The sequence below is a fragment of the Collinsella aerofaciens ATCC 25986 genome (genome assembly GCF_010509075.1).
Lineage (GTDB): Bacteria > Actinomycetota > Coriobacteriia > Coriobacteriales > Coriobacteriaceae > Collinsella > Collinsella aerofaciens.
On sequence record NZ_CP048433.1, the window covers coordinates 1,364,617 to 1,379,306 of the forward strand.

Annotated in this window: 11 protein-coding genes; 4 read left to right on the plus strand and 7 right to left on the minus strand. The window is 57.8% G+C overall.

All coding sequences use genetic code 11. From position 1 onward, the window contains the following. Window positions 1-139 precede the first annotated feature (139 nt). From GXM19_RS06245 to GXM19_RS06260, 4 genes are all read right to left on the minus strand, one after another. Window positions 140-1,345, minus strand: coding sequence for an agmatine deiminase family protein (locus GXM19_RS06245; RefSeq protein ID WP_006234850.1), 1,206 nt, complete (start codon window positions 1,343-1,345; stop codon window positions 140-142). A 368-nt stretch (window positions 1,346-1,713) separates the two neighbouring features. Further along, a complete protein-coding gene (locus GXM19_RS06250) occupies window positions 1,714-3,144 on the minus strand; it encodes an APC family permease (protein WP_006234849.1) in 1,431 nt (476 codons plus the stop codon). Window positions 3,145-3,454: 310 nt separating this feature from the next. Continuing rightward, a complete protein-coding gene (locus GXM19_RS06255) occupies window positions 3,455-5,662 on the minus strand; it encodes an ABC transporter permease (protein ID WP_006234848.1) in 2,208 nt (735 codons plus the stop codon). Beyond that, the gene (locus GXM19_RS06260) at window positions 5,652-6,437 is read right to left on the minus strand and encodes an ABC transporter ATP-binding protein (protein WP_006234847.1); all 786 of its coding nucleotides are present in this window, start codon (window positions 6,435-6,437) and stop codon (window positions 5,652-5,654) included. Before GXM19_RS06260 ends, GXM19_RS06255 begins: the two co-directional genes overlap by 11 nt. Window positions 6,438-6,585: 148 nt before the next feature. On the opposite strand from GXM19_RS06260, the gene vsr reads away from it, so the two are divergent. The 3 genes from vsr (at window position 6,586) to GXM19_RS06275 (ending at window position 9,683) form a co-directional block, all read left to right on the plus strand. Then, a complete protein-coding gene (gene vsr, locus GXM19_RS06265; protein ID WP_115596219.1) occupies window positions 6,586-7,575 on the plus strand; it encodes a DNA mismatch endonuclease Vsr in 990 nt (329 codons plus the stop codon). 498 nt (window positions 7,576-8,073) lie between these two features. Beyond that, the gene (locus GXM19_RS06270; protein WP_162010712.1) at window positions 8,074-9,003 is read left to right on the plus strand and encodes an AraC family transcriptional regulator; all 930 of its coding nucleotides are present in this window, start codon (window positions 8,074-8,076) and stop codon (window positions 9,001-9,003) included. Between the two features lie 56 nt (window positions 9,004-9,059). Next, a complete protein-coding gene (locus GXM19_RS06275; protein ID WP_006234842.1) occupies window positions 9,060-9,683 on the plus strand; it encodes an HAD family hydrolase in 624 nt (207 codons plus the stop codon). Window positions 9,684-10,018: 335 nt separating this feature from the next. Here GXM19_RS06275 and GXM19_RS06280 read toward each other — a convergent pair whose 3' ends face one another. Then, window positions 10,019-10,876 carry a class II fructose-bisphosphate aldolase gene (locus GXM19_RS06280; protein ID WP_022095149.1) on the minus strand — a complete coding sequence of 286 codons (858 nt, stop codon included), beginning with the start codon at window positions 10,874-10,876 and terminating at the stop codon, window positions 10,019-10,021. Between the two features lie 334 nt (window positions 10,877-11,210). Here GXM19_RS06280 and GXM19_RS06285 point away from each other — a divergent pair, with 334 nt between their 5' ends. Continuing rightward, window positions 11,211-12,014 (plus strand): DeoR/GlpR family DNA-binding transcription regulator, encoded by an 804-nt coding sequence (locus tag GXM19_RS06285; protein ID WP_006234840.1) that lies wholly within the window; start codon window positions 11,211-11,213, stop codon window positions 12,012-12,014. 59 nt (window positions 12,015-12,073) lie between these two features. On the opposite strand, the gene GXM19_RS06290 is transcribed toward GXM19_RS06285, so the two are convergent. After that, window positions 12,074-13,234: an FprA family A-type flavoprotein gene (locus GXM19_RS06290; RefSeq protein WP_040358947.1), complete on the minus strand. Its 1,161-nt coding sequence runs from the start codon at window positions 13,232-13,234 to the stop codon at window positions 12,074-12,076. Window positions 13,235-13,363: 129 nt separating this feature from the next. Beyond that, window positions 13,364-14,350, minus strand: a complete 987-nt coding sequence (locus GXM19_RS06295) for a LacI family DNA-binding transcriptional regulator (protein WP_006234838.1) — start codon at window positions 14,348-14,350, stop codon at window positions 13,364-13,366. Window positions 14,351-14,690 lie beyond the last annotated feature (340 nt).

Below are 14,690 nucleotides of genomic sequence, written 5' to 3' on the forward strand. Positions count from 1 at the left end.
GGTAACTAGCTACGTCGGTCCGCTTGACCGGCTGGGTTTCCGAGGTGCAGCAGATTGCCCTGAAAGAGGAGGGCATAGACCTTAAGGGTCATGCCCGACGATTGAAGGGCAAGGTGCCGTGCCTCGGGAAGACAGACAGTTACGCCGAGGGCTCCTGCTGCGTAATGCAGTGGATATTTCCGCCGCCGAAAACGACCTGCTCGGACTGAACGCCGACGCACTTGTAGACGCCCTCGCCCCAGACCTCGTCGTAGATCTTCTGGAGCGTGTCAACGGCAAGCTGATCGTTCTCGTCGCCGTACTGCGGGACGATAACGCCGTGGTTGGTGACCAGGTAGTTCATGTAGGAGGCGATCAGCGGCTCGTTGACAACGCGCGGCTCGGCGTTCTCGTCGGCGTCGATGGTGTCGCAGGAAGCCTGGTCCATGAACAGCGGGTTCACAGGCATACAGAGCTTGTAGACCTTCATCTTGCGGCCCTTGGCGTCAACGGCGTTGGAGAGGGTCTCGTAGACAGCGTGGCACTGCTCGTAGAACGGATACTCGGGATCGTCGGTCCAGATGCAAGCCATGACGCCCGGAGCGATGAACGTAGCGACGTCATCGATGTGGCCGTTGGTCTCCTCGGGGTCGATGCCCTCCTTGACCCAGATGACCTTCTCGACACCCAGGTAATCCTTGAGGTGCTCGTCCATATAGGCGCGAAGTTCCTCGCTCCAGGGCTCAAACTTCCTCTTAAACTTGGGCCAGATGGACTCGGGATCCTCTTCCTCCTCCAGAACCGCAGAGCAGGTGCGGCCTGGGGAAAGCAGGCACTGGTCGGTCACGACCACAGTGCCTTCGCCGTCGACGGTAATGGAACCGCCCTCGAGGATCATGTCATCGGGACGATAGCGACGGCAGCCGGAAAGCTCAGCCATCTTAAGGGCAATCTGTTCGTCCTTGTCCCACGGGAAATAGAGGCCGTCGACGAGGCCGCCGTAGGCGTTGAAGTGCCAGTGGTTGGCGCGCTTATCGCCCTTGCCGTTGATAACAAAAGTGGCAGCGGTGTCGCGGAACCAAGCGTCGTCGGTGGTCATCTCGATAACGGTGACGTTCTCGTCTTCCTCAAAGACGGCCTTGCAGTTGGCGTAGTCGGCCTGGTTGGCGCACATGGTGACCGGGGTGAACTCGGCGATGGCGCGAGCGATGGCGGCATACTGCTTCTGAGCCGGCTTGGCACCATGGGCCCAGGTATCGGTGCGATGGGGCCAGCCCATCCACACGCGATCCTGTGGGGCGAACTCAGCAGGCATAAAGAAGCCATCGGCCTTAGGGGTGGACTCGGACTCGGTGATCGTACGCATAAGATTTCCTCCAAATCGAACGATCGCTTGCTGCGGGCGGGTTACCCGCAGCCTAAAACCAAGAGATGGTAGACGCCCGTTCCCCGGCAAAGGTCGGGGCGCCTGGCACCGGTTTTCACGGATGTCGCACCGGCAAGCGGCGACGTAACCCGGTGCGCGGAGACAAAACGCACGAAGGATACGGAAGAGAGATTGGGGCGGGCGGTGGTTACCGGAGCAATAGCTCACACCCACCTCAGAGAAAGGTTAGCAAACCTGTTGCTTGGGCACGCCTCCGAAGAGGCTAGAGTGTCCCGAGTCGGGAGCGACAAGCCCGACGAAGCGTACGTTGGTACGCGAGGAAGGTTGGAGCCCCGAATCCGGGTGCTCTAGTCCTCCTCGGACTCCTCAGCGAGGCGCTGAGCAGCCAGCTCGGGAGTGAGACCCTTGTACTCGGTCTCGCGGCCCTTAGCACTGACGACGCGGACAACCTCGCCAATAAGCAAGAGCACGATGAAGATGACGATCATCGGGACCTTATCGCCAATCTCATCGACAGAGAACGGAATCAGCGTTGCAACGATAGCCAGAATCAGCTCGATGCAGGGAATAGCCAGCATGACCTTCATCATGGCGCCCTTAAACGGGAACGTAAAGATACGCTCACGGTTGGGGTCGTTCTTACGAAGGTTGAGGAATGCCGGGAACATCGGGATGTAGGTCAGCAGCAGGAAGACAACGGAGGTACCGAAGAGCATCCAGAAGACACCGTTGGAGATGGCGTCGATGGGAACCAGCTGCAGGCACAGCACCAGGGAGGCAACGATGGCGTTGACCAGGTTGGCGCCGTTGGGCATGTCGTCATCCGAGATCATCGAGGCGAAGACCTTGGGCATGTTGCCATGCTCGGCAGCATAGCGAGCAACGGAGTTGACGCCGAAGGACCAGGCAGCCATGTTGGCGAACAGCGTGATCAGGAAGGCGATGCAGATGACCTTAAAGATCATGGAATCGCCCACAATAGTCTGGACAGCGTAAATCATGCCGTAGTCAGGATCGATGGAATCGGCCGACACAGCAGCGCCGATTCCAAAGCCAGCGAACAGATAGATCACGGCGATGGACAGGCCGCCGACGATGATAGCCTTGGGGATATCGCGAGCGGGATCGGCCATATCGTCGGTCATGGTGCAGATGACCTCGAAGCCCATGAAGTTAAAGATGATGATCGACAGGTAGCCGAGCGCGTTGGTGTTGGTGAGCTCGGGCAGGAAGGTGGCAGCGGACATATCGTTCGCAAAACCGTTCTCCATGGCGTACCAAATGCCCAAAGCGCCGACGATAACGGCAACGGCGACCTTGATGATGGCGCCGCCGTTCAGGACCCACTCGGAGTCGGCAGCCTTGGAGCGGCCCATAAGATAGACGATCCACACAAAGGCAAGGTCGATACCAATCTTGGCAATCAGATTGAACTCGACGCCAAAGACCATGCCCAAAATGTCCGGGAACATAGTGGCCAGCGAGGCAATCCACAGCGGGTAGTTAACCCAGTAGTAGTACGAAATGCGGGCGCCCCACTTGTCGCCCAGGCCATCGCGTACCCAGTCGTAAATGCCACCCTCGCCGTCATAGGTAGTGCCGAGCTCGGCAACGACCATGCCATAAGGGAGCAGGAAGGTCAGAATCAGGAAGATCCACCAGAAGAACTGCTGGTTGCCAATGGCAGCAGCAGGTGCGGCGGCCTCGCAAACGAAGACGACGCAGATGATGGTCGAGATGACCGTCAAGAAGGAAAGCTTTTTCTTTCCGTCGCTCATGATGAGCTCCTTCGCTCAGTCTTGGACAAATCGAGGTCCTTAAGATATTAAGGCAATTGCCGGGCCTCGGTGAGCGGGCGACAGGAGACGAGCATCCGCCGCCCGCAAGCGTGCTTCTACGATGAAGTTACGCGGTTTTACCAAACCGCGTAACGGCTCGACGCTGCAAACGCCCCTAAGCGGCAATCTGACGTTCAATCGTCGGTCGCGTACCCAAAGTACGCTTCCCTCCTCTTTAACGTCACCTTGCTCGCTTAGGGGCGCTTTCGCTGACCTATGCTCAACCTACGATAATTCCAAGCTGAACGAGTTACTCGCTGTAACGGGTGGCTATGGCGGCTCGCACCATGCCGGTGCTCATGAGGTAGGTCACCAGGAAGTAGCCACTGTATGCTGCCAGGAAGATTACACAGGTGAGGCCCACGGTGCCGCCGATGCTCATATTTCCGAAAATGCTCACCAGCTCGATGATCACCTTAAGTGCCACAAAGGAGTGCGCCAGGCCCACTGCCAGCGGGAACAGGAAGAATACCGCTTGCTGCGCCATCACCGAATGGCGAATCTGGCGGTCGTCGCAGCCGATCTGTGCCAGCACACGATAGCTGCGGCTGCCATCGGCCACGTTGGAGAGTTGCTGGATCGACAGAATCGCCGCGCATGCAACGACCAATACAAAGCCGATGTAGATGGCTAGATAGCTAATAAGACCGTTCATTTGCGCTGCTTGCGTGTACATCTCGGAGCGTGTGATGAAGGTTCCCCACGACCCCGGCTCCTTGCCGTCAACGAGCAGATTGTCGAGCACAGTGTATTTAATGCTCTCGTCTGCCTCGGTCGTATCCATCCCCTGTTTGTAGTTAACGAGCAGGCTACTGGAATACGGCTGCAGATTAAGTTGGGACAACAGCTCGTCGGAAACGACGACGGTACCCGGATTACTGCCCATCGCCGAGTTGGCGATGGCCGCCGTATCTTCGTCCGACTTATCGGTTGCGGGCTTGAGCGTATGCCCGCCCAAGGTAAGGGCATGGCCGCCAGCCATATACTTGGTGTACAGGTCGACCAGCTCGCCGCCCATATCACACGTGAGCAAGTACTGGTCGCGGCCAATGCTCACCGGCTCCTCGCCCATCATCTGACGCAATTTGTTGTACTGACTTGCCGGCGTCACATACAGACCCATCGCATCGGCATTGCTACCCCCGAACGCCTTGGGAAGCTTTTCGCCCATGGTCTTGCACATCTCACTTGGAGTCACCGAAGGATTCGAGCCGCCAAGCGGGTAACTCAGATACGAATCGATCTGCACATGCTCGCCTGCAACATCGGCGATATTGACCTTCTTGCCGGTCTCATCGTTGTTGTCCGCCGACTTGCCCTTACGATCGCCGTGCCATGCGGAGTACAAATCGACCGTACTATCGGCCAGCACCATGCGATCGGCCTCAGACGGATTGAAAGACTCTTTATAGAAGTCGAGCGTATCGGGCGTGTAATAGACATACGTCTGCGACATGTCGGCCGGATTATAGCGCTCCAGATTCTCGTTCATCACATTGGCAATCGACATACCGCACGTCACCGAGGTGATGGCCAAAAACAGGAGCATCGCAATGACGCCCATCGAAAAGCACACCGTGTTGACCTTGGCCGCAAGCTGGCGCACGGTAAACATGTTGAGGCCGCGCCAATACACGCTGCGCAGGCTCTGCAGCAGCTTGATGAGCATGCCCGAGAGTCCCCAGAACAGGGCAAAGGTGCCCACGGTAACCATAGCGGTCGTAATACCAAACTGGGTCATGGCCTCTTGCAGCTTGCTGTCCGTCGCGGTTAGCGGGAACCCATCACGTAGCAGACGGTAATAGGCCACGCCCACAAGCACCACGCCCACGGCAAAAATGGCAATCGCGATCCAGGGGTTGCGTGTCTTGATGCTCTCGTTGCGACGCTCGGCACCCATAAGCTCGATGAGTTTGGTACGACGCACGGCGCGAAGGTTCAGCAGTAGCGTGAGCACAAACATCACGAGCATGCAGGCAAGGGTCAGGCTGAACGCATGCACCGAGAAAAAGAAGTGGAAATTGGCGATCTGTGTCTTAAAGAGCGAGGCCGTAAAGAACGTCATGAGCTGGGAGAGTCCCACGCCCAGCACAATGCCGGCGACAAAGGCGCCGACCGAGACGATCACCGTCTCGAGCGCCATGATCGTGGCGACGCGCCCGCGCCCCATGCCGAGCACCTGGTACAGGCCAAACTCCTTCTTGCGGCGTTTCATGATGAAGTTATTGGCGTACACCATTAAAAAGGCCATGACACCGGCCAAAAAGTACGTCAGGTTGCCGAGCATGCTGCCCATAACCTGCGCCAAGCCCTTTTCATCGATGCCGGCGATGTCGACCTGCATCGAGATGGTATTAAAGGCATAGAAGACCGTGACGCCCAGGGTGAGCGTCAAAAGGTAGACGAGGTAGTCGCGGCCGGCGCGGCGGACGTTACCCCAAGCGAGTTTACAGAGCATCGGAGCCCTCACCGCCCATCATGGCAACGACCTCCATAATGCGGTCGAAGAACTCGCGGCGGTCGGTGTCGCCGCGGCGCAGCTCGGTGAAGATCTTGCCGTCGCGGATAAACAGCACACGGCTCGTGTAGCTGGCGGCAAAGCTGTCGTGCGTGACCATGAGTACGGTGGCACGTAGGCGGCGGTTAAGGGCCTCCAGGCTCTCGAGCAGCAGGCGAGCGCTCTTGGAATCGAGGGCGCCGGTGGGCTCGTCGGCCATGATCATGGTGGGGTCGGTGACGAGCGCGCGAGCCGCGGCAACGCGCTGCTGCTGACCGCCGGACATCTGGTAGGGATACTTGTCGAGCACCTGACTAATGGACAGACGCGCGGCCACATCCTGCACTCGGGTCGAGATCTCCGCCGAGTTTGTGCGGGCGATGGTGAGCGGCAGGGCGATGTTCTCGCGTGCCGTGAGCGTATCGAGCAGGTTGGAGTCCTGGAAGATAAAGCCGAGCTCCTCGCGGCGGAACTGCGAAAGCTTAGCCTGCTTCATGCGCGTCACGTCCTGCCCGTTGATGCGGATCGTGCCACTTGTGGCGCTATCGATGGTCGACACGCAGTTGAGCAACGTCGACTTGCCCGAGCCCGAAGCGCCCATGATGCCGACGAATTCGCCGCGGTTGACGGTAAAGCTGACGTCGTTGAGCGCGCGGGTCACGTTGCCCAGCGCTCCATATACCTTTTCGAGATGCGCGACCTCCAGTACCGGGGTCGCCATGTGCGTGGTTTGCATACCGAGTCCTTTCTTGCAATTAGTCTACGGCATCTATAGTCGCAAGAAGACGAGTCGGCTACCATCGATATGGCTTACGCTTGCCTTACCGTTGTGTAAGGTACGGGTAGCTACCCTGCCACGTGTTGATGTTGAGAGAGGACTCCTGTTGAAGACTGTTCATGTTGCCGCTGGGATCATTCGCAAGGAAGGATCCGATGAGCTGCTTGCCGTGCAGCGCGGCTATGGCGACATGCAGGGACTTTGGGAGTTCCCCGGTGGCAAGCTCATGCGCGGCGAAACGCCCGAGGACGCCGTACGCCGCGAGCTCATGGAAGAACTGCAGGTAAAAGTCACCAACCTGCGCGATTTCTACACCGTTGAGTATGACTACCCCGATTTTCATCTCTCCATGGAGTGCTACTACTGCTCGATGGCCAAAGAGTCCGGCGAGCCCCAGAAGCACGACCGCCAGCTCGATATCCGCTGGATTCCGCGCACCTCGCTTGCCACCGTTGAGTGGATGCCCGCCGACAAAGGGCTTATCGATGCGCTGATTGAGTTGAAGGAAGATCGGCTTGAGGCCAACAGCACTGCCAACGACGCCAAGGCCACCGCGACCGACGAGCGCGCTTCCAAGCCCAAGCGCGCACCTAAGCGCCGCAGCAAGAAGCGCCCCAAGCCCGGCCTGCTGGACGGCATCGACACCTCGGACCTTTCCGCCGACGAGCGTGAACTGGTGCGCCGTCGCGCCGCCATCAAAAAGTCCATGAAGGGCAACAAGCGCGCCAACACCAAGCCCGAGCTGCTCGTTCGCCAGCGCCTGCGGGCAGCGGGCCTTACGGGTTATCGCTTGGAATGGAAGGTTCCCGGCAAGCCCGACATCGCCTTTCCCGGGCGCAAGATCGCCATCTTCGTCAACGGCTGCTTTTGGCACCGCTGCCCCAAGTGCAACCCTAGCCAACCCAAGCGCAACGTTGAGTTTTGGGAGGCAAAGTTTCGCCGCAACGTCGAGCGCGACCGAGCAGCCATCAACGCACTTACCCAAATGGGCTGGACGCCCATCACCGTCTGGGAATGTGAGCTCAAGAAAGACCGCATCGATGCCACCATGGAAAAGGTCATCGAGCGGGTGCGGGCCGCAGAGCCGCAGCGCTAAGAACGAGCCGTCCACACGCCCCACACAGGCGAGCCACATCCGCGCCACAAACCTTAGAAAGCCCTTAAGCTCAAAACCTTTCAAGAGTGTTACCCGACAGCTTTGACCTGCGGTTTCATTGTTACATCAAATCTGATTAAGCCTTTCTTTAGCGCTTCTTTGCAACAGCCGCGGCATAATACTGCCAACGCACGGGACCTAGCAGCACACCCCGTGCGCAACCTTTTGGTGGACATCGAGGAGGCCGCATAAGCATGCATTCTTCCAATGACGCAGCACAGCAGCCATCCCTAAATCATGCAAACCTTTTCTCCTTCCCCCCGACACAGAGAAACGGCCTCCTCGACTCCCCAACTCCCAAACCCAAACGCTCTGCAGACCAACACCTCAACCTGCAGACATCCTTCGAAAAGCTCCAAGCATCCCTAGACAAGGCGTTCCCCGAACAGGCAAGAGCAATCTAAGCCCATCGCGCTTTATACTGATGCCATGCGAAACATGGATCACATAGAATTGCACCGCGGAGGACGCGAGGAAGCGTTTCCCGAGACCGCCGAAGACTGGCCCTATATTGCCGAACGCGCAGAATTCGCTCGCTATCCGGGCAATTCCGTCCCCTGGCACTGGCATTCCGAAGTTGAGCTTTTCTACATGGAGCAGGGAGCGATTGACTATCGAACGCGCGCGGCTCATGAGCACGTACGCTTTGAGGAAGGGTCAGCCGGCTTTATCAACGGCGGCGTTTTGCACAGCACGCTGCAATCAGCCAATTCGGCACCAGCCATTCAAATGTTGCATATCTTTCAGCCGTCGATGCTCGGCGATCCCGCGGGACGTCTCCAAAAGCGCTACATCAATCCATTACTTCAATGTCGAGGCGTCGATGTGCTCAAATGGTCGCCCACCAACCCCGACGATATGCCCTTTATCGATTTGCTGAAGAGCTCCTTTAGCCACGACCTTCAACGGCCGCAGAACGAGATGGCGCTTCGAAATAACTTGTCAGAGCTCTGGATTCAGATTTACGCCAAGGCCGAACCGCTCTTTTCCTCCGACGGCGCCTCTTGGATGACCGGCCGCGACGTACAGTTCAAGGGAATCCTGGACTTTATCCGCGCAAACTATGCAGCCGCTATAGATGTGCCCCAGATGGCATCTGCAGCCGGCGTAAGCGAAAGAGAGTGTTACCGCATTATCGAAACTTGTGCAGGAACGACCCCGGCGGCATATCTACGCGCATACCGCATAAACCGTGCTTGCGAACTTTTGGCACACACCACGCGAACGGTACAGACAGTCGCGCGCCAATGCGGATTTATAACAGCAAGCCATCTTGGCCAGGTATTTAAAGAACAAATGGGGTGCACTCCTTCGAGCTATCGAGCAGCGAGGCAGAATCTCGATAGCACCAGGCAGAAATCCCGCTAGCCTTTCTTCTGTCACCGCATCAAACTTGCAGGCAAACAACAGAGAGGAGCAATCATATGAAGCACTTTGAACATATCGTATTTGACGTTGATGGGACATTGGCAGATACAGAAGAAAGCGTTCTATCATCGCTTGTCCAGATTGTCCAAGAAGAGACCGGCAAAACGCTCCCCCGACACGAGCTTGAATTTGCCCTCGGCATACCCGGCAAGGATGCCCTTGAGAAACTTGGAATCTACTCGCAGGCAACGTTGGATCGCTGGTGCCAAGTTGCCGCCAGCTTTAAAAGCACCATCAGCGTGTTTCCAGGCTTGCTTGAAGTCATCGCAACACTCGCCGATAGCGGCTGCAAACTTGGCATCGTCTCCTCACGTGCGCGCGACGAATACGCAAAAGAAATTGCACCCCTTGGTTTCGATAAGTATTTTGAGCACATCATCCTTGTCGAAGACACAACCGAACATAAACCCGCACCCGCACCCATGCTCGAATATCTCCGGCGTACGGGCGCGAATCCTGGCAACGTCGTCTACGTTGGCGACACCGTCTACGACGAACAATGCGCAACTTCGGCAGGGGTCAGTTTTGCCAGAGCGGCATGGGGATCACACCAAGACATCCCAAACGCCACCTACAACCTCAAAACCCCCAACGACCTGCTAACCCTAACAACCAAGTAACCCCCGCGCCCCACCCTTTCAGCCCCAACGCCACAAGGCCGACGACCTCGAGTAGGTCAACCTGGGAGGGACGAGGGCTTAGTTCTCCAATCTTTCCGCAGGGGGCAAAAAGCAACGTCTTATTTTTCCGACACTAACGCCACAAGGGCGATCGAGCAGGACGGCTTGGGCAGGTCCCCGTACTTAGTTTCCAAAATCATTCCGCAGCGCGAAGGCCCCCGTTGCCAACGCTTCGTAGAAGCGAGGCAACGGGGGCCTTCATGCGCGAGGACGTTTTGGAAACTAAGTACGGGGACCTGCCCAAGCCGTCCGGTGGGATCAGAGTACCCTTGCTGTTACTCTGCTTTGCCCACAGAGTTGAGGTTGGTCATGCGGATCTTAACCAGCTCGGTGATCTCACGCATACCCTCCTTGGCCGGCTTCTTGGGATCGAAGCAGGCAGGGTTCTCGGCCATGTAGGCCATGAAGCCCTTGGTGTAGGCCTGACGCAGCTCGGTGGCGTAGTTAACCTTGCAGATGCCGTTCTTCACAGCCTCGGCAACCTGCTCATCGGGCACACCGGAGGTGCCGTGCAGGACCAGCGGCACGTCGACAGCGTCGCGGATGGCCTTGACCACGGACTGCTCGATGTGCGGATCGCTCGTGTACACACCGTGGCTGGTGCCAACGCCAATAGCGAGGGAGGTGCAGCCAGTGCGCTCGACGAACTCCTTGGCCTCGGCCGGATCGGTGTAGGGGCTCTCGCCCTCAACCGCAGGACCGTCGTCCTCCTTGCCGCCAACCTTACCGAGCTCGGCCTCGACGGGCACGCCCATGGCGCGGCCAGCGTCGGCGACGGACTTGGTCAGGGCAATGTTATCCTCGAAGGACTCGTGCGAGCCGTCGATCATGACGGAGGTGTAGCCGGTGCGGAAAGCCTGCATGCAGCGGTCATAGCCGTCGCCGTGATCGAGGTGCAGGGCAACGGGCACGGAAGCGCGCTCGGCGGCAGCCTTGACCATGCCGTAGAAGTAGTCCAGGCCAGCGGTCTTGATGGTGCCCGGGGTGGTCTGCATGATGACGGGGGACTTGGTCTCCTCGGCAGCGGCCAGAACGGCCATAACAAACTCGAGGTTCTCGACGTTGAACGCGCCAACGGCGTAATGACCGGCCTGAGCGTCCTTGAGCATCTTTTCGGTGGTAACAAGTGCCATGAGCGTTTGCTCCTCTCCCTCGCCCGCATCTGGACATCGGGCGTAGTTGTTCACAAGGCGTTTTACCTTGCCTTTTTTCGCGCTCATTGTATGAAATTCAGCATCTTTGCATGTGCGAGATATTGAGCCCATGCAGGTCAATACAGTCGTTTTTGAAAAGTAAACGGAAGGAATTGGAGCCGAGTGGGCGTGTTCGATATTGAATTTTGTGCGTTCAGCGTCTTTCTTTTATAGAAAAGATAAGTAATCGAAAGGTATTTTCTTACTAAAAAAGAAAATGAACGAAAATAGAGTCAACACAATTCCTGCAAATTTAGCCGAGAATGGAGCAAACATGGCCCAAGCTACCAACCGTGCCTTCGCCGATGAGCGTCGTGCCGCCATCATGGAGATGCTTGAGCATAACGCCTCGGTGCAGGTAGCAGAAATCGCCCAGACCTTTGGCGTGTCCTCCGTCACCGCCCGCGCCGACCTAGACGCGCTCGCCGAAGCAGGCAAGCTGCGCCGCACACATGGCGGCGCTGTGTCGCTCCACAAACGCCTAACCGTCTCCACGCAGGATCGCCGCATCAATGTCAACGTCGCCGCCAAGCAGGCCATCGCGCAAAGCGCCATCGAGCTCGTCAGTGACGGCGACACGTTGCTCGTCGACTCGGGCACCACGGCGCTCGAGTTCGTCCGGCTCCTCGATCAGCACGACGGTATCACCGTCATCACGGCCGACATTACCATTGCCGATTACATCGACGAGAGCATGCCCTCAGTCGATGTCGTCATGCCGGGCGGGGCGCTGCGCAAAGGCCATCGTTATCTGTACGGACCGCTCACTATGCAGGCGCTCCAAATGGTCCACGCCGATCTTGCCGTCATGTGCCCTGGAGCTTTTGTTCCCGGCTGCGGCTTTACGACCGACTTTCCCCAGATGGCTGAGACCAAAACGGCTATGATCGCCGCAGCCCATCAAAGCGTCGCCCTCATGGACGCCAGCAAGGTTAACGGACGCGGTATGTATCGTTTTGCCGAGCTTGCCGACGTCGACACCATCGTGATGGACTGTGATCCCGATGGCGCCGTCGCCACCTCAATCGCCGAGACCGCCGACGACGCCCGCCCGAATCTCGTCATCGCCGGCGCTTAAACAAAAACCACCATAAAGGTACCTTTGTGGTGGTTTTGCTCGTTAAAAGCGAGATATCGCTACTTGGACAGCTCGTCAGCAAGGACCTCGATCTGAGCGCGCGAGGCGTCGTTGAGCGAACCCAGCACGGTCACCTTGTTCTGCGCCAGGGTGATGTCCTTCATGCCCTCGAGCTCCTTGGTCATAACCTTGGCAGCGGTGGGCGCCCAGGAGCCGGCCTCGACGAGTGCCACCGTACGGTTCTGATAGGCGTGCTCGGCAAGCGTATGGATAAAGGTGCTCACGAACGGGAAGATCTCGCCCTGATAGGTAATGGAAGCGAGCACCAGACGGTCATAGCGGAACGCATCCTCAACCGCCTCGGCCATATCGTCGCGAGCTAGGTCAAAGACGGAGACCTTCTGACCGCGGGCCTCGAGCGCAGAAGCGAGCTCCTCAACGGCAGCCTTCAGATGACCATACACACTCGCATAGGCAATCGTGATGCCCTCGTCCTCGGGCTGATAGCTCGACCAGGTGTTGTAGGTGTCGAGGTAATAGCCCAGGTTCTCGCTAAGAACAGGACCGTGAAGCGGGCAAATAATCTGGATGTCCAGATTGGCGGCCTTCTTAAGCACGGCCTGCACAAACTTGCCGAACTTTCCCACGATGCCAAAGTAGTAACGGCGCGCTTCGCAAGCCCACCCTTCCGGATCCTCGATGTCGTTGGCACCGAACTTGCCAAAGCCGTCGGCACTAAAGAGCACCTTGTCGGTGGACTCGTAGGAGAAGAGCACCTCGGGCCAGTGCACGTTGGGGGCGCCGACAAACGTTAGGCTGTGACCGCCCAAATCGAGCACGTCGCCATCTTTGACGACCATCTTACGCTCGGGGAAGTCGGTGCCAAAGTAGTTGACCATCATGCGGAAAGCACCCATGCTGGCCACAATCTGCGCCTGGGGATAGCGCTCCATAAAGGCGGCGATACCGGCGGAGTGATCGGGCTCCATATGATGGACAACCAGGTAGTCGGGCGTGCGGCCATCGAGCACGGTCTCGAGGTTACCGAGCCACTCGTCGACAAAGCCAGCGTCGACCGAATCGGCGACAGCGATTTTATCGCCCAAGATAACGTAGCTGTTATATGCCATACCGTTCTCGGACACGTCGTACTGGCCCTCGAACAGGTCAATGTCGTGATCGTTGACGCCAATGTAGCGGATATCCTTGGTGATCTCCATCAGGCAAAGCCTCCTAGATAGACAAAAGAGCTCGTCTATCATAGCACTCGTCTTTAGAGCCACAGCTATCTGCCGGCAACCTTACCGATTGTTATTTAGGCGGAATATACCGCCGTTGACCTGCAAAAACTATACGCGATGAGCTGCCGTGGTATGTCGAACGATGAGCTGGCCGGGAATACGAATAGCAACGGTTTTGCCCGCCGTACCTGCCTCGGGAACCGCATGCTCGAATACCTCGCGTCCGCGCTGATGCAGATCGAATCGCACGGTCGTGAGCTCGTTATGCGCGACAAAGTCGTCGAGCGAGTCATCGACGCCCACCACGCTCACGTCCTCGGGCACGCGCAGACCGCTATCGCGCAGCGCTGCAATCGCGCCATTTGCCATCTGGTCGTTTGCCGCATAGATCGCCGTCATGGTGCGGTCGTTCTCGGCCAGATATCTGCCGGCCTCGTAACCGCTGTTGGCAGACCAGTCGCCCTCGAGCGGCTCTGCCGGCTCGATGTGTTTACGCTCGAGTGCATCCTGCCAACCGGCGCGACGAAATTGCTCGTCGACCGAGAACGACGGGCCGCCAATATAGCGAATTTGCTCGTGCCCCAGCTCAAACAGGTGGTCCATAAGCAATAGCGAGCAGCCGTAATGGTCGGAATCGACCGTGGTCACGCGCGGATGCGCGTACATGGTAACGATGACCGTGCCAATGCCCGGCAGTGGATCAAACGTCTCAAAATCGGGCGCCATGCGGCTCATGCCGATGATGATGCCGTCCACGGGCAATGCGGCCATACGACGTGTAGCCTCGGCAAGCGAAAACTCCTCGGTCTTGGACATCTCGACCAGCGTGATGGCGCAATTATGCTCGCGAGCAGCGCTGGCGATGCCGTCGATCATTGAGAGGTTGCCGAACTTGGTGACATCGTTGACGCACAGGCCGACCGAATGATAACGGCCGTCGCGCAGCGAGCGACCGGCATAACTCGGACGAAAGCCGAGCTTTTGCATAGCGGCCTGTACGCGCTGGCGCGTCTGCTCGTTAACGTTAGGCAAGCCGTTGGCGACGCGCGAAACCGTCTGCTGCGAAACGCCGGCAGCGCGGGCGACGTCGGCCATGGAGACCGGACGCGAACTGGTATCGTTGGACGGGCGCCTTGCCACAGGATCACCTTCACCCTTGCGAGATCTGAATAGCGTGAATGCCGGCCCGGGCAGAAATACATCCCGCGCCGAGGCCCGCTATCGTCGGACGCATGTTAACGTACTCTACTTTTTCTATCTGCATCTCTTCTGCTTTATAAGTCCATACGGCAGTACCGTTCACGGCTGAATTTCTACCGATTACCAGATTCTCAAAAAGTGACAAGCGATGTGTTATGAGTACGTTAACATAGCCCGTAACGTGCGGTATTGTGAACACTTGGTTCATGCCGCTTCAAGTTGTTAACGTACTTAT